Raw genomic sequence first — 20,750 nt, forward strand, 5'->3', positions numbered from 1 at the left:
GCAGTTCCCCGCCAGTCCCTGAGCGCGGCGGGGTCACTGGACCGCGATGACCTGCGTGCTCGCCCAGTCGGCGAAGGTGGTCTGCGACAGCGTCGCCCCGGGGCCGGGCACCAGGTCCTCGTCGCCCAGCTCGGCGCCGAAGTACCGCGCCCGAGAGTCTGTGACGACCTCTCGCACGTCGCCGCGGTCCGCCAGGACCTCGCGGATGAAGTCGTCGAACCGCACCCTTTCCGGGCCACCGACCTCGACCGTCCCCTCGAGCGGCTCCCCGGCAGCCGTCCGGGCCACGAAGGTCGCGACGTCCTCGGCCGCAATCGGCTGGAACCAGACCGGGGCGATGTGGACGACGCCGTCGACGGTGGCGGCTTGGGCGATCGCGCCGACGAACTCGAAGAACTGGGTGGCGCGGACCAAGGAGTAGGGGATCCCGGACTCCGTGATCAGCTGCTCCTGCGCGACCTTGGCACGCAGGTACCCGCTGTCCGGGACCCTCTCACTGCCGACGATCGAGAGCGCCACGTGGTGCGTGACGCCAGCCTGCTGCTCCGCGGCCAGCAGGTTGCCGGTGGAGGTCCGGAAGAAGCTCATGACGTCGTCGTCCGCGAAGGACGGGGAGTTGGACACGTCGACGACGACGTCCGCGCCGACGAGGACGTCCGCGAGGCCCTCACCGGTGAGCGTGTTCACGCCCGAATCGGGGGAGGCGGGGATCGCCTCGTGCCCGTGGGCGTTCAGCTTCGCGACGACCTTCGAGCCGATCAGCCCGGTGCCTCCGATGACCACTACCTTCATGTCCGTGCCTTTCCTGGGTGGGAACGTGCGTGCACCAGGACTGACCGGACCGAGCCCCTCAATGGCCGCCCGTGGCGCCGGGGACGACGGGTGTTGGTGCCGGGTGGCAGGCTGGCCCTGATGGCGAAGGGCAGATCCGACGACCGGCGAGCCGACGTGCTCGACCGCTTCTCTCCGGCGACCGCCGAGTGGTTCCGGAGCAGCTTCAGCGCGCCCACGACGGCGCAGGCCGGGGCCTGGGACGCGATCAGCTCGGGGCACCACTGCGTCGTCGTCGCTCCCACCGGCTCGGGCAAGACCCTCTCGGCGTTCCTCTGGGCCATCGACCGGATGGCGAGCGAGCCGGTCCCGGAGGAGCGGCTCAAGCGGTGCCGCGTCCTCTACGTCTCGCCGATGAAGGCCCTTGCCGTCGACGTCGAGCGCAACCTCCGCGCGCCCCTCGTCGGCATCGGCCACGCGGCCACGCGGCTCGGGGTCCCCGAGCCGCACATCGGCGTCAGCGTCCGCTCCGGCGACACCCCGGCCAACGAGCGCCGGGCCTTCGCGCGCACGCCGACCGACATCCTCATCACGACACCCGAGTCGCTCTTCCTCATGCTCACGTCGTCGGTGCGCGAGGCCCTGACCGGCATCGAGACGGTCATCCTCGACGAGGTGCACGCCGTGGCCGGCACGAAGCGGGGCGCGCACCTCGCGCTCAGTCTCGAGCGCCTCGACGCCCTCCTGGAGACCCCCGCGCAGCGCGTCGGGCTGTCGGCGACGGTGCGTCCGGTCGAGGAGGTCGCCCGATACCTCGGTGGCGGGCGCCCGGTCGAGATCGTGCAGCCCGAGTCGACGAAGGAGTGGCAGCTCGACGTCGTCGTGCCCGTGCCCGACATGGCCGAGCTCGCCGGGTCTCCGGCCGAGATCGCGCCGGGGGTGGCCGACCTGTCCGGACCCGCGGCCGGTCAGGCACCGCAGGCGAGCATCTGGCCGCACGTCGAGGAGCGCATCGTCGACCTCATCGCCGAGCACCGGTCGACGCTGGTCTTCGCCAACTCGCGGCGCCTCGCCGAGCGGCTGACCTCGCGCCTCAACGAGATCTGGGAGGAGCGGCTCGCCGAGGAGGCGGACCTGCCCGCGCCGAGCCTCGCGGTCGGCGCGCACCCGCCGGCGCAGATCATGGCTCAGTCCGGCGCTTCGCGCGGCGCCCCAGCGGTGCTCGCCCGGGCGCACCACGGCTCCGTGAGCAAGGAGCACCGCGCGGCCATCGAGGAGGACCTCAAGGCCGGGCGGCTGCCGGCCGTCGTCGCGACGAGCAGCCTCGAGCTCGGCATCGACATGGGCGCCGTCGACCTCGTCATCCAGGTCGAGAGCCCGCCGAGCGTCGCGAGCGGCCTCCAGCGCGTAGGGCGCGCCGGCCACCAGGTCGGTGCCGTCAGCGAGGGGGTGCTGTTCCCGAAGTTCCGCGGCGACCTCGTGCAGACCGCCGTCGTCGTCGAGCGCATGCGAGCCGGCGCCATCGAGTCGCTGCGCATCCCCGCCAACCCCGTCGACGTCCTCGCCCAGCAGGTCGTCGCGATGTGCGCCATGGACGAATGGGCCGTTGCCGACGTCGAGGCGCTGGTGCGACGGGCGGCGAGCTTCGCGGCGCTGCCGCGCTCGGTGCTCGAGGCCACGCTCGACATGCTGGCCGGCCGCTACCCCTCCGACGAGTTCGCCGAGCTGCGGCCCCGCATCGTCTGGGACCGCGTCACCGACACCCTCACCGGCCGGCGCGGGGCCCAGCGCCTGGCCGTGACCAGCGGCGGCACCATCCCCGACCGCGGGTTGTATGCCGTGTTCCTCGCCTCCGGGGAGGGGCCCGGTCGCCGGGTCGGAGAGCTCGACGAGGAGATGGTCTACGAGTCACGTGTCGGCGACGTCTTCACGCTCGGCACGTCGTCCTGGCGCATCGAGGACATCACGCACGACCGCGTCCTCGTCACGCCTGCCCCCGGCCTGGCCGGCCGGCTGCCGTTCTGGAAGGGCGACCAGCAGGGCCGCCCCGCCGAGCTCGGTCGCGCGCTCGGCGGTTTCGTCCGCGAGATCGTCGGGCTCACCCCCGAGCGGGCACGCGCGCGGGTGACGGCGGCCGGCCTCGACGAGTGGGCGGCCGACAACCTCATCGGCTACCTCACCGAGCAGAAGGAGGCGACGCGCCACGTCCCCGACGACCGCACCATCGTCGTGGAGCGCTTCCGCGACGAGATCGGCGACTGGCGGGTCGCGGTGCTCTCGCCGTTCGGGGGCCAGGTGCACGCACCGTGGGCGCTGTGCGTGGCCGCGCGCATGCGCGAGCGTTTCGGCATCGACGTGCAGGCCATGCACGGCGACGACGGCATCGTCCTCCGGCTGCCAGACCTCGAGTTCGACGACGGCGCCGCTGTGGGCCAGCAGCTCGTCGAGCTGGTCACCCTCGAGCCCGAGGAGGTCAGCGAGCTCGTCACGCAGGAGATCGGCGGGTCCGCCCTGTTCGCAGCGCGGTTCAGGGAGTGTGCGGCGCGTGCGCTTCTCCTGCCGCGCCGCCGACCCGACCGGCGCCAGCCGCTGTGGCAGCAGCGTCAGCGGGCCGCGCAGCTGCTCGAGGTGGCCAGCCAGTACCCGTCGTTTCCCATCGTGCTGGAGGCCGTGCGCGAGTGCGTCCAGGACGTCTTCGACGTGCCGGGCCTCGTCGAGCTGATGACCGACATCCGGTCGCGCTCCGTCAAGGTCGTCGACGTCGAGTCGAGCCAGCCGAGCCCCTTCGCGAAGTCGCTCGTCTTCGGCTACGTCGCGCAGTACCTCTACGAGGGTGACTCGCCGCTGGCCGAGCGGCGCGCCGCGGCGCTCGCCCTCGACCCGTCGCTGCTGTCCGAGCTGCTCGGCCAGGGCGAGGCGCTCGCGCTGCGCGACCTGCTCGACCCCGAGGCCGTGGCCCGCACCGAGGCGGAGCTGCAGCGGCTCACGCCCGAGCGGGGGGCGCGAGACGCCGAGGACGTCGCAGACCTGCTCCGCGTGCTCGGACCGCTGTCCGTGCGCGACGTCATCGCGCGGGCGGCCGAGGGTTTCGAGCCGGCCGCCGTCGAGGCCGGCCTCACCGAGCTGGAGGCGGCCCGCCGGGTCATCGCCGTGCGCGTCGCCGGCGAGGTCCGGTGGGCCGCGATCGAGGACGCCGCCCGGCTCCGCGACGCCCTCGGCACGGCGCTTCCCGTCGGCGTGCCGCAGGCGTTCCTCGAGTCCGTGCCCGACCCGCTCGCCGACCTCGTCGCCCGCTTCGCCCGCACCCACGGGCCGTTCGCGGTGCAGACCGTCGCGGCCTGGTGGGGCGTCGGTCCAGCCGTCGTGCACGACGCGCTGCGACGGCTGGTGTCGGCCGGCCGCGTCGTCGAGGGCGAGCTGCTGCCGACCGAGAACGGCGGTGGCCACGGCCCCGAGTTCTGCGACGCCGAGGTGCTGCGCCTGCTCCGACGCCGGTCGCTGGCCGCCCTGCGGCACGAGGTCGAGCCTGTCGCGCAGGCCGACCTCGCGCGGTTCCTGCCGCAGTGGCAGGGCGTCGGCGGCGGGCTGCGCGGGCGAGAGGGGCTGCTTCGCGCCGTCGAGCAGCTGACGGGCGCCGAGGTGCCGGCGAGCGCCCTCGAGTCGCTCGTCCTGCCCGCCCGGGTCGCTGACTACCGCCCGGCCCTGCTCGACGAGGTGATGAGCTCGGGCGAGGTCGTCTGGCGCGGCCATGGCTCCCTGCCCGGCGACGACGGCTGGGTCAGCCTGCACCTCGCCGACGCGGCCCACCTGACCCTGACTCCGCCCGAGCCCAGCCCGCTCTCCGACGACGAGCAGGCCGTGCTCGACGCGCTGGAGGGCGGCGGCGCGTACTTCTTCCGGGCACTGTCCACCCGCGTGGGCCTCGGCGACCCGGAGCTCAATGACGCGCTGTGGTCGCTGCTGTGGTCGGGCCGTGTCACCAACGACACCATCGCGCCGCTGCGCGCCCTGCTTGCCGGTGGCCGCACCGCCCACAAGCGGGCCACCTCCGGGCCCCGCTCCACGAGGTATGCCGGCCGGCGCGGCTCGCTCGGCCGGCTCGGGTCGCTGCGTGGGCCGCTCGCGGGCACGAGTGCGGCCCAGGTCGAGGCAGTGGAGGACGCCGCAACGTCCAGGGCTCTCGCGGCCGGGCGGGCCGTCGGGTCCGGCCCGTCGACGGGGGTGGGGCGCTGGACCGCACTGCCTCCGGCGGAGGTCGACCCCACGGTGCGCGCCGTGACGAACGCCGAGCTCCTGCTCGACCGATACGGCGTCCTGACCCGAGGGTCGGTCGCCACGGAGGACGTGCCCGGCGGCTTCGCGGCCGTCTACCGCGTGCTCGCCGCCGCGGAGGAGGCCGGCAAGGTGCGCCGCGGCTACTTCGTCGAGGGCCTGGGGGCGTCGCAGTTCGCCTCGACCGGCGCGGTCGACCGCCTGCGGTCGATGTCGCGACTTCTCGGTGCGGCCGGCGGTGACGGCGGCGCCGGAGGCGGTGGGGGACGCCGCGTGGACCCGGGCCAGGGCGACGATTGGCTCTCGCCCAGCCCGGCTGGGCCGCCCGCCGGGCGCTCACCGGGTCGCGCGCGCGGCGTCGAGCAGCGCAACGGGCCACCCGCGCTCGTCCTGGCCGCGAGCGACCCGGCCAATCCCTACGGCGCCGCCATCGCGTGGCCCGAGCGGGGAGTCACCGATCCCTCCGCGACCGGCGCATCCGACGCGTCCGGCGGTGACGACGCGAAGGGCTCGGCACGTCGAAAAGGGCACCAGCCAGCCCGAAAGGCAGGGGCGCTCGTCGTCCTCGTCGACGGCGACCTCGTGCTCTACGTCGAACGCGGCGGCAAGACGATGCTGTGCTGGTCCGACGACGCCGAGCGGCTCCAGGCCGCTGCGGACGCGCTCGCGCTCGCCGTGCGCGAGGGTGCTCTCGGCCGGCTCACCGTCGAGAAGGCCGACGGCGCCTCGCTCCTCGGCTCGGGTCATCCTCTCGTCGAGGCCCTCTCGCAGGCGGGCTTCCACATGACCCCGCGCGGCCTGCGGCTGCGCCGCTGAGCGCAACCTCGCCGCTGACCCCGACGGCGCAGGCCCGCCACGTCAGCGCCCCGTTGGGTGGGGCAGTGACGTCGGGCGTGGAGGAGGTCGCGTGCGGCGGGTGGGCGTGCGGCGGCTGCGTCAGTGCTCTGACGGTCAGAGGCGCTCGGCGCGCTCGCTCGGCGTGACGACGCCCCGGGTGTCCAGGAACCGTTTCGCTCGAGCGGCGAGGTCGTCGACGGCATACGCCCGGTGGTGCTGGAGCAGGACCACGATGTCAGCCTCGTCAACCGCGGCGCGCAGGTCCGGCACGGACGCCGCGGCGTCACCGAGCTCGTCGGCCAGCTCGTCCCAGCGGGCGATGAGCGGGTCGTGGAACGAGACGTCGGCGCCCTGCTCGAGGAGCCGCCGCCCGACCGGCACCGCGGGAGACTCGCGCTGGTCGGCGATGTCGGCCTTGTACGTGACTCCCAGCAGGAGCACCTTCGCGCCGCGCAGCGCCTTGCCACCCTCGTTGAGCGCGTCCTGCACGCGGCGCACGACATAGGCAGGCATGGCCGCGTTGATCTCCTGCGCGAGCTCCACGAACCGGAAGGGGTAGCCCAGCCGCGTACGCACATTGTGCGACAGGTAGTTCGGGTCGATCGGGATGCAGTGCCCGCCGACGCCGGGGCCCGGGTAGAACGCCTGGAAACCGAAGGGCTTCGTGCGTGCCGCGGCGATGACCTCCCACAGGTCGATGTCGAGGTCGTGGCAGAAGCGGGCCATCTCGTTGACGAGCGCGATGTTGATGTGGCGGTACGTGTTCTCGAGGAGCTTGGCCGTCTCGGCCTCCCGCGTGCCGCGTGTGGGTACGACCGTGTCGACGAAGAGCGCGTAGAACGACGAGGCGGCCTCGGTGCACGCCGGCGTGTGCCCGCCGACGACCTTCGGGGTGTTGCGGATGCCGTAGACCGCGTTGCCCGGGTCCACGCGCTCCGGCGAGAACGCCAGGTGGAAGTCGGCGCCGGCCCGTAGACCGCTCGTCTCGAGGAGGGGGCGGACCACCTCGTCGGTCGTCCCCGGGTACGTCGTCGACTCGAGGACGACGAGGGTGCCGGGCACGAGGTGCTCGGCGAGCGTCGTGACCGCCGCCCGCACGGCAGCCAGGTCGGGACCGCCGTCGGGGCTGAGCGGGGTCGGGACGCAGACGACGACGGTCGACGCGTCGGCAAGGCACGCGGCATCGGTCGTCGGCTCGAAGCCGGACACCACCATCTTCGCGACGTCGTCGTCGGACAGGTCGTCGACGTGCGAGCGCCCGGCCGCCAGGTCGGCCACGACGTCGGCGCTCGTGTCGAGACCAGCCACGACGAGGCCGGAGTGCACCGCGGCCTGCGCCAGGGGCAGCCCGACGTAGCCCAGACCGATGACGGCGACGTCGTACCGCCGACCGTTCACCGTGGCTCCCAAGAGGACTCAGACCCGCACATGCTCGGCTGCCGGCTCGAAGTCCGGTGCGCGGTGCCCGACACCCAGCAGCTCGGTGATCGCCGCGACACACCGCTCGGCCGCCCGTCCGTCGCCGTACGGGTTGACGGCGTTCGCCATGTCCGCGTACGCGTCGGCATCGTCGAGCAGCCGCTCGACGGCCGCGCGGATCGTGGGCCCGTGCGTGCCGACGAGGCGAACCGTGCCGGCCTCGACGGCCTCGGGCCGCTCGGTCGTGTCGCGCATGACGAGCACCGGCTTGCCGAGGCTCGGGGCCTCCTCCTGGACGCCGCCCGAGTCCGTGAGGACGACGGTCGCGCCGGCGAGGGCGTGGGCGAACTGGTGGTAGTCCACCGGTTCGGTGAGCACCACGTTGTCGAGCCGGCCGAGGAGCGGCTCGATGACCTCTCGGACGACCGGGTTGCGGTGCATCGGCAGCAGCACCTGCAGGTCGGGCCGTTCGCGGGCGAGGTCGCGGATCGCCGTCATCGTCTCGACCATCCGCGGCCCCCAGGACTCGCGCCGGTGCGACGTGACGAGCAGCAGGTCGCGGCCCGACCGCGCCTCCTCCACGACGGCGGCCACTCGCCGGTCGGCGAACTCGACCGGCTGCGCGGTGGTCCAGTGCAGCGCGTCGATGACGGTGTTGCCGGTGACGGGCACCCGCGCGGGATCGACCGACTCGCGGACCAGGTTGGCCTTGGACGTCGCCGTCGGCGCGAGGTGCAGGTCAGCGAGCGGCGCCGTCAGGCGGCGGTTCGCCTCCTCCGGGAAGGGTGAGCGCACGTCCCCGGTGCGCAGGCCGGCCTCGAGGTGCACGACCGGGATGTGCTCGTAGAAGGCGGCCAGCCCGGTCGCGAGGACGGTCGTCGTGTCGCCCTGCACGACGACGACGTCGGGGCGCGTCTGCCGGAGCAGCTCCGACGTCGCCAGCACGGTGCGCGCGGTGATCTCCGCGAGCGTGGCGCCGGGCGCCATCAGGTCGAGGTCGTGCGCCGGAACGATGCCGAAGAGGGCGTTGACCTGGTCGAGCATCTCCCGGTGCTGGCCCGTCACGGCGACGATCGGCTCCACCCGCTCGTCGGCCTCGAGCGCGGCGACGAGAGGCGCCATCTTGATGGCCTCGGGCCGGGTCCCGTAGACGGTCATGACACGGTGCTGGGTCGAGTGCATGATCGAATCTCCTTCAGCGCCAGAGGCCGCGGGTGTCGACGAGCTCGCGACCACGCAGGTCGCCCAGGCTGATCGAGCGGAACGCGGCATGGTCGACGAGCAGCACGACCACGTCGGCCTCGCGGATCGCCTGCTCCGTCGCGGCGAGCTCGACGTTGGGGAGGGCGGCGAGACTCACTGGCAGGGCGTCGACGTGGGGCTCGACGGCGAGCACCCGCACGTCGGGGTTCTCGGCCGCCAGCAGCTCGGTGATCGACAGCGCGGGGGACTCGCGCAGGTCGTCGATGTCTGCCTTGAACGCCAGGCCGAGGCAGGCGACCGTGGGCGTGACGCCCTCACGGTCCCGGACGAACGCGAGCGCCTCGGTCACCTTGCCCAGGACCGTGCGCGGGCGGGCGTCGTTGGTCTCGCGGGCGGCCCGGATGATCTTCGCCTGCTGAGGCGCCGCCGCCACGATGAACCACGGGTCGACCGCGATGCAGTGCCCGCCGACACCGGGCCCGGGCTGGAGGATGTTGACGCGCGGGTGGTGGTTGGCCATCGAGATGACCTCCCAGACGTCGAGCCCGACGTGCTCGCAGATCTCGGCGAGCTCGTTGGCGAAGGCGATGTTGACGTCACGGAACGCGTTCTCGGTCAGCTTCGACATCTCGGCCGACTTCGCGTCGGTGAGGATGATCTCGCCCGTCACGAACGTCCGGTAGACCTCTGCGGCGCGCAGCGCGCACTCCGGCGAGAGGCCGCCGACGATGCGGTCGTTCGAGAAGATCTCGACCATGATCCGCCCCGGCAGCACCCGCTCGGGGCAGTGCGCGAGGTGCACGTCGGAGATGCCGCCCTGGTGCGGCAGCTTGAGGTCGGGACGCAGGTCCGAGATCCACCCGGAGATCAGCTCCGTCGTGCCAGGCGGCGACGTGGACTCGAGGATGACGACCTCGCCGCCGCGCAGCATCGGCGCGATCGCTTCGGTCGCCGAGCGCACGTGGCGCAGGTCGGGCTCGTGGTCCCCGGTGAAGGGCGTCGGAACGGCGATGAGGTAGACGGACGCGTGCGGCATCGTCGTCGTCGCCGTGAGCAGCCCGTCGTCGACGGCGGCCGCGATCGCGACGTCGAGGTTCGGCTCGACGATGGGCACTCGTCCGGCGTTGATCTCGGACACGGTGCGCTCGTTGACGTCGACGCCCGTCACGCGCAGGCCCTGCTTCGTCAGGGCGGCGCAGGTGGGCAGGCCGATGTAGCCGAGGCCGATGACGGCGATTCCGTCGTCGAACATGGATGGATCTCCCGGGGGTGGTGAGGGGGTGGTGGGTTGGGAAAGGTCGCGCGGGTGGTCAGACGGCGAGTCCGCGGCGCTCCCAGGCCGTGCTGCCGGCGCTGCCGGCGCTGCCGGCGCTGCCGGTGCTGCCGGTGCGTCGCGGCGCGGGCTCGTCGACGTGGTGGGGGAGCGCGGAGGTCCCGGCCGCCTTACCGCGCCGGCGCTGCGCGAGGTCGGTCACGTGGCGCACGAAGTCGTGGCCGATGACGTTCCAGTCGTAGTGCTCCCGCACGTACGCGTGCCCGGCGCGTCCCATCGCCTCACGGCGCTCGCGGTCGCGCGAGAGCTCGATGAGTGCGGTGGCCGTGGCCTCGGCGTCGTCGAACGGGACGACGACGCCGCAGCCGGCCGTCTCGACGAGGTCGGCGGCGAGCGGCAGCGGGGTCGTCACGACGGGCAGGCCGTGGGCCATGTACTCGATGACCTTCGTCGGCATCGAGTGCCGGTAGTTCGGCCGGTCCTCGAGCAGCGACAGGCCCGCGAGGGCGCCGTCGAGCATCGGCAGGGCCCGGGCGCTCGGCACGAAACCGTGGTGCACGACGTGCCCGCACTTCACGCCCCAGGTCAGGGTGTCGGCGGTGCGTGAGTCGCGCGCCGCTCCGATGATCTCGACCTTCACTTCGCCGCGCGTCGCGACCGTGAGCAGTCGGCCGGCCTGCAGGAGGGTCGCCGCCCCGCGGGCCATCGTCAGCGACCCCAGATAGACGGCGCGCGATCCGCCGGGTGGCTGCGCCGTGCTGGGCACGCGCACCGTGTTGGGCACGACGACGTGCTCGCGCTCGAAACGGTCGGCGTACGCGTACTCCGCGAGGATGAGGTCGTGGCGCCGCTCGGCGTGCCGCTCGATCGCGCGCGCGGCGCGGGCGAGGGGACCTCGGGCCCGCTCCGGCACCCAGGGCTTGGCCTCGATGGCCGCGGCGGTGTCCTCGTGGACGTCCCACACGAGGTTGTCGAGGCCGAGTCCTGCTGCGGCAGCGACGATCTCGGGATCGTGGACGAGCACGACGTCGTGCTGGGCCGCTTCGCGCGCGAGCAGCCGTCGCGCCGCGCGGAACGCCTCGCCGCGGCTGCGGGCCACGGCGTGCGGCAGGTCGACGGGACGCAGCCCCGGCACGTCGGGGAGGTCGACGCCGTGCGCGGCGAAGGGGGCGGCATACGTCACCTGGAGACCGGCGTCGAGGAGCGCGCCGATCTCGCGGTGCCGGATCCGTGCGTCCTCCGGGTGGTGCACGACGGTGACGACGAGGGCACTCAGGGGTGCGTCGGGGCTCACGCCGTGACCTTCCTGTGGGACTGCTCGTAGGCGCGGACGACGTCCTCGGTCGGACCGTCCATGACGAGCCGGCCCTGGTCCATCCACAGGACCCGGTCGCAGGACTCGCGGATCGCGGCGTTGCTGTGACTGACGAGGAAGACGGTCGACGCGTCGCGCCGGATCTCGGCGATGCGCTCGCGGCTGCGCGCCTGGAAGTCGGCGTCGCCGGTCGCGAGGGCCTCGTCGATCATGAGGATGTCGGGTGCGGCGGCCGTCGAGATGGCGAAGCGCAGCCGCGCCCCCATGCCCGAGGAGTAGGCGCTCATCGGCAGGTCGACGAAGTCGCCGATGCCGGAGAACGCGACGATGTCGTCGTAGCGGTCGCGGACCTGTCGCGGGGTGAGCCCGAGTGCGAGGCCGCCGATCATCACGTTCTTCGAGCCGGTGAGCCCGGAGAGGAGCACGGCGTTGACGCCGAGCAGTGACGGTCGTCCGGCCGCCCAGACCCGTCCGCCCGTCGGCGGGATGAGACCGGCGATCGCTCGGAGCAGCGTGCTCTTGCCCGACCCGTTGCGCCCGATGATGCCGACGGCCTCGCCGTGGCCCACCACGAACGACACCTTCTTGACGGCATGGACCTTGCGCACGGAGCTGACCGGGTTGCGCTTCGTCAGCAGCCGCTCGACGAACGGCAGGTCGCCACCCGTGTCGGTGCCCTTCTTCTTGGCCCCGAAGACGGTGTAGACGATGTCGAGGTCCGAGCACACGACGCTCGGCCTGTGATGTGTCACCTCAGTTGCTGCCATAGCGACCCTCCCCGCGCCAGAAGAAGATGAGCCCGGCGGCGCAGAGCCCGACTCCCCAGGCCGCGGCCGCGACCCAGCTGCCCCACGTCAGGGCGTACTGGTCCATGAGGGCCTCGCGCGCCGTCGTCATGCTCACCGCGAGCGGCTGGTAGAGCAGGAGCGCGCTCACCAGGCCGTGCCCGGCGTAGTGCGGGATGGAGAAGAAGACGCCCGACACGTAGCGGGCCAGGCGCACGCCGACGGGCACGAGGTTCGACGAGTCGCGGGCCGCGTTGACGATGCGCGCCAGGAAGAACGCGAGCCCGAGGTTGATGAGCGTCTGGAGCAGCAGCGCGACCGGGAAGAGCAGCCAGTGCAGCGAGAACGGCTCTCCCGTCAAGGGGATCATGACGATGAGCACCGCGAAGGCCGGCACGTTGACGAGCAGCTGCGTCAGCGTCACCGAGATCGGCAGCACCGCCCGGGGGAAACGCAGGGCGCGCACGAGCCCGATCTGTCCGACGACGGCGCGTGAGCCGGCGATGATCGCCGTCGCCGAGTACCCGAAGACGAAGATGCCGATCGTGAGGAACGCGATGTAGTTCTCGGTGCCGCCGCGGGTCTTCAGCAGCAGCCCGAAGATCAGGTAGTACGAGCCGACGAGCAGGAGCGGGTTGATGACCGCCCACAGCTGCCCGAGGTAGTTGTTCTGGTTCGCGGCCCAGGCCTGCGCCGACGACAGGTGCCACACGAGGTGCCGGTAGCCCCAGACCTCGCGTACGTAGCCGCCGAACCGCGGCCGCACGCCGAGCTCCTCGAGCCCGGCGCCCCGCGCCAGGGTCGCGGCCTGCTCTGGCGTGAGCCGTGCCGGCACGGTCCGCTCCTCCACACCGTCAACCACGTTGCTCCCGATCGTCATGCCGCCACCGTCCGCACCTGCTCGTAGACCCGCCCGTATGCCGTCGCGGCCGCCGACCACGTCCGCTCGGTCGCGACGTGGTCGCGGGCGCGGGCCCCCAGCCGCGCGCGGCGGTCCGGGTCGTCGACGAGGGCGCGCAGGGCCTGCGCCAGCAGGGCCGCGTCGTCGGGCGGTACGACGACGCCGCGGTCGTGGTCGACCACCTCACAGAGCGGCGGCAGGTCCGTGACGACGACCGGACGCCCGAGCGCCATGGCCTCCACGGGCTTGAGCGGAGGCACCATCGCCGTCACGGGGGTCGCGCGGCGCGGCACGCAGAAGACGTCGATCGCGGCATGGTGGTCGCGCGTGCGGGCATGCGGAACGCGCCCGGTGAGGACGAAGCGGGTGCGCGTCCCTGAGCGGCGCAGCTCGGCGGCGCGTCGCACCAGTCGGTCGCGGGCGGCGCCGTCACCGACGACGAGCACCACGAGCCGCGCGTCGTCGAGCAGCGCGCCGGCCTCGACGAGCACGTCGATGCCCTCGTACGCGTTGAGCGTCGTCACGGTGCCGACGACGACGTCTCCGGGCCGGATGTCGAGGGCCGTGCGCACGGACCCGCCGTCCACGGGGTCGGTGAGGTGGGTGTCGGGCACGCAGTTGCCGATGACGTGGACGCGCGACCGGTCGACCCCGCGCGCGACGACGTCGTCGCGCATGGTCTCCGACAGCACGACGACGGCGGCAGCCAGGATCATGCAGCGGGTCTCGGTGGCACGCGTCCAGCGGTAGAAGTCGCTGGCGACGTCACCGCCGCGGCTGCGCCACGTGTCCTCGAGGAAGCCGCGGGCCTCGTAGACGACGGGTACGCCGAGGCGCTCGCCGGCGAGCAGCGCGGCCTGGCCGTTGACGTGCTTCGAGTGCGCGTGGAGGACGTCGGCGCCGACCGCTCGCGCGAGCGAGACGACCGTGGCGGCATACGCCTCGAGGTGGCGGTCGGGCAGGTCGAGCCGGCGTCCACCTCGCAGGTCGCGGTGGTAGGACACGCCCTCGAGCGTCACGTGGCCGGGGGCGCCGACGTGGCCCTGCGCGACGGGGAAGCCGGGTGGCGTGCAGACGTGCGCGTCGACCCCGGCCGCGCGCTGGGCCGCGACGAGTCCCTGGGTGCGGACGGTGTAGCCGGCCTGGACCTCTGGCAGCGAGTTCGTGACGACGTGGAGCACGGCCGAGCGCGACGACGCGGTCTGTGCGACGGCCGTCGGTCGGCCCAGCCCGTCGAGGGCTGCGCCGGTGAGGACGGAGCGCTCGCCCTCGAGCCACCGGCGGTGGGCGCGGGCCAACGGGTTGCGCACGCCGTCGAGTGCGCGCTGGGCAGCGCCGACGTCGCCGGCCGCGTGAGCGAGGAAGGCCGCCGCGCTGCCGCGGGCCGGCTCCGGCTGCGCCGTGCCGGTGGGTGACGCGCTCCACTGGCCCGTGGCGGCCGCCGCGGCGAGGAGGTGCTGCGCCCGGCGCGGTCCGGCGCTGCGCAGCTCGTCGGCGAGGCGGCGCCGGGCGAGCTCGCGCTGACCCGACGCTGCGGCGGCGATGACGGAGAGCGGGCCCCGGGTGCGGCGGCTCAGCTCGCGCCGCACACCGGCGGGGAGCACCCGCGTGCCGACCCACACCGCCTGCCACGGGTTGCGGGTCAGGTGCGCGCGGGCGACACACGCGGCCACCGGGAGGTTCGCCACGAGCAGGGCCGTCGTGGTCGGGACGTCACCAACTGTTCGGCTTCCCGTTGCATCGCGTGATCCGGGAGCGCCGAATGCGGATGCCACACTGGCGCCGAGTCTGGGGGTCACCCACCGAACGTTGCAGCCGAACGCCGAACGGCGGACCGGCCCGGGCGGAACGACAGTCGAACAGAGAGAGAAGTTTGTGGTGAACACGCGGCAGCGGTTGCTCTCGGACCTGACCCGGGCGCGCACCGCGGCAGCGCGAGCGGCTCGCGACCCCCTGGCACGCAGCGCCCTCCCGCGGAAGGTGCGGGCCGAGGTCGAGCGGCGCCTTCCCCGAGTGCGGTCGGCGCGGCTGCGCGTCGACCTGCCGCGAGCCGAGATCCCGTCGGGTCCCGTGGCCCGGCCGGGCGTGGCCGCGGCCGTGATCCTCGACGACTTCTCCCGGCTGGCGCTCGGCTACGAGTGGGTCCAGGTGTGCGTCACGCCGCAGGACTGGCGCGCACAGCTCGCTGCCAACCCGGTCGACCTGCTCTTCGTCGAGTCGGCGTGGCACGGGAACGGCGGCACGTGGCGTCTCGCGATGACGACCGAGGGCGGGCCGTCGGAGCAGCTGCGTGAGCTCGTCGAGCACTGCCGGGAGAGCGGCATCCCCACGGTCTTCTGGAACAAGGAGGACCCGCCCAACTACGACGTCTTCGTCGAGACGGCACGCCTCTTCGACCACGTCTTCACCGTCGACGCCGGGCGCATCGCGGACTACGAGCGCGACCTCGGCCACACGCGGATCGGCCTGCTGCCCTTCGGTGCCCAGCCCCGCATCCACACGCCGGTCCGCCACGGCGGGGGGCGCACCCGCGAGGTCGCCTTCGCCGGCAGCTACTTCGCCGACAAGCACGACGAGCGCCGGGCGCAGATGTCGTACGTCCTCGAGCCGGCGATCCCGCTCGGCCTCGAGGTCTTCTCACGCCTCGCCGGGCGCGACTCCCGCTACCAGTTCCCCCGGACGTATGCCGGGTCGCTCGTCGGGAGCCTCCCGTACCGTCGCATGCTGGGCGCCTACACGACGTACAAGGTGTTCCTCAACGTCAACTCCGTCGTCGACTCGCCGACGATGTGCGCACGGCGGCTGTTCGAGCTGTCGGCAGCGCAGACGCCCGTGCTGTCCGGGCCGGCCGCGTCGATCGAGCCGTTCTTCGGCGACACGGTCCGGGTGACCCGGAGTGCGGAGGAGACCGAGCGCGAGCTGCGGGCGCTGCTCCAGCACGAGGACTACCGGGACCGTCTCGGCCTGCGGGCGCACCGCCGGGTCCTCGATGAGCACACCTACGGCCACCGCATCGCCACGGTGCTCGAGGCGGTCGGGCTCGAGGTCCCGGTCCGCGACCGCACCGTGTCGGCGGTCGTGCCGACGATGCGCCCGGACCAGGTCGACCACGTGATGCGGTTCGTCGCGGCGCAGGTGCATCGCGACGTCGAGCTCGTCCTCGTGACGCACGGTTTCGAGGTGGGTGCCGACGACTCACGCCGTCGTGCCGAGGCCGCGGGGCTCGACCCGTCGAGGCTCGTGCTCGTGCCGCGCCCCTCGGACGAGACGCTCGGTGCCTGCATGAACGCCGGTGTCGATGCCTCGTCCGGGCGCTACGTGGCGAAGATGGACGACGACAACGTCTACGCCGAGCACTACCTGCGTGACCTCGTGCGTGCCTTCGACTACACGGACGCGGCCGTCGTCGGCAAGTGGGCGCACTATGCGCACCTGACCGCGACCGGGGCGACCCTGCTGCGCTTCCCCGATGCCGAGCACCGCTACGTCGACCTCGTGCAGGGCGGCACGCTGCTGCTCGAGCGCGACCTCGCCGCGCGGCTGCGCTTCGAGGACCTACCGCGCCGCGTCGACACGACCTTCCTCGACAAGGTGCGCGCCGAGGGCGGTCGCGTCTACTCCACCGACCGCTTCAACTTCGTCTCGGTGCGCGCCTCGACGCCGGACGGGCACACGTGGCCCATCTCCGACGTCGAGCTGCTCTCGCGCCGCGGGGTGCTCGCCTTCCACGGCGACCCGACCGAGCACGTCACCGTCTGAGGGGAACCCGCCCATGCCCGCGCTCGCCCGCCGCCTCGTCGCGTCGTACTGCTTCCCGCCCTACAGTGACACGGCCGCCGTCGTCGCGGCCAAACGCGTGCACGACCGCGGCGAGCCCGTCGACGTCATCTGCAACGCGATGGACTCGATCCGCCACCAGGATCCCGACCTCGTGCAGCTGTGCGGCGGTCTCGTGCGGCGCTTCGCCGCGGTCCCGTCGAAGACGGCGTTCAGCTCGTGGGGCTCCATCGTCGACTACCAGCACCTCGGACTCGAGACGTTCCTGCGTTGGGAGTCGCTGCAGGGTGAGTACGAGTCCGTCTACAGCAGGGCACAGTTCGCGGCGTCGCACTTCCTCGCTGCGGCGCTCAAGACCGCCCGCCCCGGGATCACGTGGGACGCGGAGTTCTCGGACCCCCTCTCGCACGACGTCCTCGGCGCGGTCCGCTCGGCACCCGCGCACGACGACCGAACGCTCGCCCGACTGCGTTCGGCCGTCGAGGCGGCCGGCTTCCGCGCGCCGTCGGAGCTCAACGCCTTCGAGTGGTGCGAGGTCGTCGCGTTCGCCCTGGCCGACTCGGTGATGTTCACCAACGAGCACCAGCGCGACTTCATGCTCGAGGTCTGCCACGACCCCGAGCTCGCGGCGCGCGTCGAGCGGGTCGCCGTGGTCTCTCCCCACCCGACCCCACCCGCCGCGCTGTACGACACGAAACCCTCGCAGCACCAGCTCGATCCGCACCGGCGCCACATCGGCTACTTCGGCAACTTCTACGCGAACCGCGGCGTCAGCGGGGTGCTCGACGCGTTGGCGCTCCTGCCTCGCGCCGCGCGCGACCGCGTCATGCTGCACGTCTTCACGTCGAAGCCCGACGAGCTGCACGAGGTCGTCGTGAGCCGCGGTCTCGCCGACTGCGTGCGGGTCGGCGCGTTCGTCGGGTACCTCGAGTTCCTCGCGCTGTCGCGGCGGATGGACTGCCTGCTCGTCAACGATGCAGTGAGCCCGCCCGGCGCGCCGAACCCGTTCCTGCCGTCGAAGTGGAGCGACTACCGGGGCAGCGGCACCCCGGTGTGGGGCGTCGTCGAGGAGGGCAGCGCCCTCGACGGGCAGCCGCTGGACCACCGGTCGCCGATCGAGCACACGAGCGCGGCTGTGCAGGTGCTGCGCCGGATCAGCGCTCTCCCAGCACGATCCGTCGCAGCCGCTCTCCCGAGTCCGTCCCGCTGAAGCGCCGGCGCACCGTCTCGACGGTGGCGGCGCTCGCCTCGTCCCACGCGCCCGACGCGCTGATGCGCAGGATGCGCTCGGCCGCCTCCTCCGGGGTGGTCGAGACCCATTCGGCGGGGAAGAGGCCTGTCGCGCCGCCGATGCCGGCATACACCGGCCAGTCGCGCACGACGGGCACAGCGCCGCTGGCGGCCATCTCGACGAGGCCGATGTGGAAGCCCTCGCGACGGCTCGAGCTGACCGCCCAGCCCACCTCGCGGAGGTGCTCGGGCAGGCGCGAGGTGTAGCCGACGAAGTCGACGGCGTCGGCCACGACCGGGTCGGCGAGGCGCGCATGGAACGCGCGGGCGGCAGCGCGCTCGACCGGGTTCGAGTCGTTGACGTCGACGTCGGCGCCGATGAGCCGAAGCCGCCACCGTGGGTCCTGGCGGCGCAGCGCGGCGAGCAGGTCGAGGGTCCACCCCGGGTCCTTCACCTGCTGGGCCCAGCCGACCATGCCGAGCGTCGTGCGGGCGGTCTCACTCTTCGGCAGGACGTGGCGCTCGACGTCGACGGGGTTGGCGACCACGTGCTGGCGCACTCCGTCGAGGCGGCCCCCGAGCGCCGCGGCGGCCGCCCGGCGCAGGTGCTCGCTCGGGAAGATGACGTCGTCGACCTTCTCCCACTGCGCGGTGTGCAGCCACGCGCTCAGGGTGTCGACGCCGTGCATGCGCACGACGACTCGGGGGCCCTCCGGGACGACCTGGGTGAGCCAGGTCAGGCCCTTGTCGGCCCAGTCGGCGAAGACGACGTCGGCCGACAGCGCCTCTGCCGTCGCCAGGTCGAGAGCGGGCGGGTGGCCGGTCGCGGTGAGGAGGCGCTCGCGGACGGTCACGGGGTCGACGCCGGTGTTGGCGAAGCGCTTCTGCCGCGCCGCGAGCTCGAGCACCTCGACGTCGGCATGGCCGGCGAGCTGGCCGACGACGGCCTTCGCGAACTTCGGGTACGCGCCGGGAAGCACGGTCACGCGCAGTCGGTCCGAGCTGTGTGTGCTCGCCTGGCGCGGCGTGCGCGTCGTCGTCCTCGTCGCGAGGAGCCGGCCGACCTCGCTCTCGCGCAGCGGCGCGAGGAAGGTGCCGGGCTCGGAGACGATCGGCGTGCGCACCTCGGCCGTGTGCAGGCGACGTGTGAAGAGCAGGTCGAGCGCGACGGTCGTGAGGAACGCCGCGTGCTCGACGTCGTCGTCCGCGAGGGCCGCATCGGCCTGGTGCAGCGTGTCCCCGACAGCACCGACGACGTCGGGTGTCGCCGGGACGCTGCCGGTGAGGATGCGCTGCAGCGTCACGAGAGCGGGGCACACGTCGCCGCCGAAGACGGCCGTCCGGTCGTCGAGCAGCTGGGCCGCCGCCTCGAGCCGACCCGCGCGCTGGAGCCGGTAGGCGACCATCGTCCACAGCTCGGGGTCGAGGTCGGCGCGCGTGCGGGTGACGTCGCCGCGCAGGACCCGGGACGCCCGGCGAGCCGCGTGCGCGTCGGCGAGCGACCCGCGCAGCTGGCTCGCGGCCGTCCGCAGGGTCAGGGCCGCGAGCTCGTGGACCCCCACAGTCGGGCTGTCGTCGCCCCACGTCCGCAGCAGCGTCGGTCCGCCGCGGTCGAGCACGATCCGTGTCCCGGGCTCGGCGAGGAGCCTCGCTGAGCGCTCGTCGACCCGGCCGTATGCCGGCGCGGCCAGACCCACCGGCACGACCTCCGGGAGCGCGCGCCGGCCCAGTCGCAGTGCTTCCTGCGACGCACGCAGGGCGAGCCGGCGGCGGCGGGCACTGCGCGCCCCGCCGGCCGCGACCTGTGACTCGATCCAGCCGATCGACTCCGGCAGGGTGTCGACGCGGTGCGTCTCGGGGAGCTTGCGCAGGCTCTGCTTGAGCCGGCCACGGTAGTGCAGCACGCGGATGCCGTAGCCGCTGCGGGCGAGGAAGCCGAGCATCCGGGCGTGCTCGTTGACGGACGCGGCGCTGCCGGCGACGACGACGAGCGACCGGGGCCCCGCGGGCGGAGTGTGGAACAGGGTGAAGCCGTCAGCAGCGCCATCGTGCGCGGCCGCGGCCAGCGAGTGCACGCCGGCGATCTCCGCGGCGCGGAGCAGTCCCTCGACGCGGGCGCGCTCACCGTCGTCCGGGCCCGTGTCGGCGGCGCGCCTCAGGTCGGCGAGCTCGGCGGCGACGAGGGCGTTCGTGATGGCGGACCGGTCGGCCGGGTCGGTCTGTGTGCCGCATGTCAGCGCCGCGACGACGGCGATGTGCTCCCGGACGTCGAGCTCGGGGGACGGACCCGTGACATAGCCCCCGCCCGACCGGCTGGGGGACAGGTCGACCTCCGTGAACTGGCGGTCGAAGCGGCTCAGCAGCTGCCCGTGGAGCACGGTGTCCTCGCCCCCGCACAGCGTCTCGACGAACGGGGTGTCGACGAGCCACCGCGTCGGGTAGAGCCGGCCGCCGCGGCCCCGCAGGGCGTCGACCGCGCGGTGCGGCGCGACGTGGGCACGGGGACCGTCTACAGGGCCGGCCGCCGAGGCCACCGCGACGCGTTCGGGATGGCGGGCGGCATGCAGCGCCTCGAGGTGACGGGGCGCGAGGGTGTCGGCTCCGTCGACGAACGTCGTCCACGGCGCGCGCGCGAGATCTACCCCGATGTTGCGGGCCGCGCCGGGGCTGGGCGCCACGGCATCGACGAGCTCCACCTCGTGACCGGCCAGAGCGCCGAGGGTCGCCTGCTCGACGGCCGTCCGGGCCTGCGTGCCCGGGCCGTGGAGCACGACGACCAGCTCGAAGCGGTCGGCGGGCAGGGTCTGGACGGCCAGCGAGTCGAGGCACGCGGCCACCCGGTCGCAGGAGCCGTGGGCGGACACCACGACGGAGAGGTCACGCACCCGCCGAAGGTAGTTGCGGGGGTTGAATGGGCATGACGGGCGCGGAGCCCCGTAGGTGAACGCCCGATGAAGGTCAGGAGGT

General features: G+C 73.3%; 12 protein-coding genes. 3 read left to right on the forward strand and 9 right to left on the reverse strand.

Going from position 1 to position 20,750, the window contains the following annotated elements; genetic code table 11:
- Positions 1-33: 33 nt before the first annotated feature.
- Positions 34-792 (reverse strand): SDR family oxidoreductase, encoded by a 759-nt coding sequence (locus H9I49_RS05480; protein WP_188029264.1) that lies wholly within the window; start codon positions 790-792, stop codon positions 34-36.
- Between the two features lie 120 nt (positions 793-912).
- Between H9I49_RS05480 and H9I49_RS05485 the strand changes: the two genes are divergently transcribed.
- Positions 913-5,859, forward strand: a complete 4,947-nt coding sequence (locus tag H9I49_RS05485; protein WP_188029265.1) for an ATP-dependent helicase — start codon at positions 913-915, stop codon at positions 5,857-5,859.
- A gap of 135 nt (positions 5,860-5,994) precedes the next feature.
- On the opposite strand, the gene H9I49_RS05490 is transcribed toward H9I49_RS05485, so the two are convergent.
- The 7 genes from H9I49_RS05490 to H9I49_RS05520 are packed head-to-tail and all read right to left on the reverse strand — an operon-like array spanning position 5,995 to position 14,464.
- Positions 5,995-7,278, reverse strand: a complete 1,284-nt coding sequence (locus H9I49_RS05490) for a nucleotide sugar dehydrogenase (RefSeq protein ID WP_188029266.1) — start codon at positions 7,276-7,278, stop codon at positions 5,995-5,997.
- A gap of 18 nt (positions 7,279-7,296) precedes the next feature.
- Complete coding sequence (wecB, locus tag H9I49_RS05495; RefSeq protein WP_223128256.1) at positions 7,297-8,481, reverse strand: non-hydrolyzing UDP-N-acetylglucosamine 2-epimerase; 1,185 nt, start codon at positions 8,479-8,481, stop codon at positions 7,297-7,299.
- Between the two features lie 13 nt (positions 8,482-8,494).
- Complete coding sequence (gene wecC / locus H9I49_RS05500) at positions 8,495-9,754, reverse strand: UDP-N-acetyl-D-mannosamine dehydrogenase (RefSeq protein WP_188029267.1); 1,260 nt, start codon at positions 9,752-9,754, stop codon at positions 8,495-8,497.
- Between the two features lie 58 nt (positions 9,755-9,812).
- Positions 9,813-11,069 carry a glycosyltransferase gene (locus H9I49_RS05505; protein WP_188029268.1) on the reverse strand — a complete coding sequence of 419 codons (1,257 nt, stop codon included), beginning with the start codon at positions 11,067-11,069 and terminating at the stop codon, positions 9,813-9,815.
- Positions 11,066-11,857 carry an ABC transporter ATP-binding protein gene (locus H9I49_RS05510; RefSeq protein ID WP_188029269.1) on the reverse strand — a complete coding sequence of 264 codons (792 nt, stop codon included), beginning with the start codon at positions 11,855-11,857 and terminating at the stop codon, positions 11,066-11,068. Before H9I49_RS05510 ends, H9I49_RS05505 begins: the two co-directional genes overlap by 4 nt.
- Complete coding sequence (locus H9I49_RS05515) at positions 11,844-12,755, reverse strand: ABC transporter permease (protein ID WP_188029270.1); 912 nt, start codon at positions 12,753-12,755, stop codon at positions 11,844-11,846. The genes H9I49_RS05510 and H9I49_RS05515 overlap by 14 nt, the downstream gene beginning before the upstream one ends.
- Positions 12,752-14,464, reverse strand: a complete 1,713-nt coding sequence (locus tag H9I49_RS05520; protein ID WP_188029271.1) for a glycosyltransferase family 4 protein — start codon at positions 14,462-14,464, stop codon at positions 12,752-12,754. Before H9I49_RS05520 ends, H9I49_RS05515 begins: the two co-directional genes overlap by 4 nt.
- Positions 14,465-14,654: 190 nt before the next feature.
- On the opposite strand from H9I49_RS05520, the gene H9I49_RS05525 reads away from it, so the two are divergent.
- Together H9I49_RS05525 and H9I49_RS05530 are read left to right on the forward strand one after the other, a co-directional pair.
- Entirely contained in the window at positions 14,655-16,535 is a 1,881-nt protein-coding gene (locus tag H9I49_RS05525; protein WP_370587439.1) for a glycosyltransferase, read from the forward strand.
- Between the two features lie 13 nt (positions 16,536-16,548).
- Positions 16,549-17,763, forward strand: coding sequence for a hypothetical protein (locus H9I49_RS05530; protein ID WP_188029272.1), 1,215 nt, complete (start codon positions 16,549-16,551; stop codon positions 17,761-17,763).
- Here the strand turns inward: H9I49_RS05530 and H9I49_RS05535 are convergent.
- The gene (locus H9I49_RS05535; protein ID WP_188029273.1) at positions 17,708-20,668 is read right to left on the reverse strand and encodes a glycosyltransferase; all 2,961 of its coding nucleotides are present in this window, start codon (positions 20,666-20,668) and stop codon (positions 17,708-17,710) included. The genes H9I49_RS05530 and H9I49_RS05535 overlap by 56 nt on opposite strands.
- Between the last annotated feature and the right edge of the window lie 82 nt (positions 20,669-20,750).

The sequence above is a fragment of the Terrabacter sp. MAHUQ-38 genome (assembly GCF_014518425.1).
Classification (GTDB): domain Bacteria; phylum Actinomycetota; class Actinomycetes; order Actinomycetales; family Dermatophilaceae; genus Terrabacter.

What these genes read in the sequence shown, in the direction of transcription:
- H9I49_RS05480 (WP_188029264.1), bottom strand. Translation starts at nt 792, where the DNA reads ATGAAGGTAGTGGTCATCGGAGGCACCGGGCTGATCGGCTCGAAGGTC.
- H9I49_RS05485 (WP_188029265.1), top strand. Translation starts at nt 913, where the DNA reads ATGGCGAAGGGCAGATCCGACGACCGGCGAGCCGACGTGCTCGACCGC.
- wecB (WP_223128256.1), bottom strand. Translation starts at nt 8,481, where the DNA reads ATGCACTCGACCCAGCACCGTGTCATGACCGTCTACGGGACCCGGCCC.
- wecC (WP_188029267.1), bottom strand. Translation starts at nt 9,754, where the DNA reads ATGTTCGACGACGGAATCGCCGTCATCGGCCTCGGCTACATCGGCCTG.
- H9I49_RS05510 (WP_188029269.1), bottom strand. Translation starts at nt 11,857, where the DNA reads ATGGCAGCAACTGAGGTGACACATCACAGGCCGAGCGTCGTGTGCTCG.
- H9I49_RS05515 (WP_188029270.1), bottom strand. Translation starts at nt 12,755, where the DNA reads ATGACGATCGGGAGCAACGTGGTTGACGGTGTGGAGGAGCGGACCGTG.
- H9I49_RS05530 (WP_188029272.1), top strand. Translation starts at nt 16,549, where the DNA reads ATGCCCGCGCTCGCCCGCCGCCTCGTCGCGTCGTACTGCTTCCCGCCC.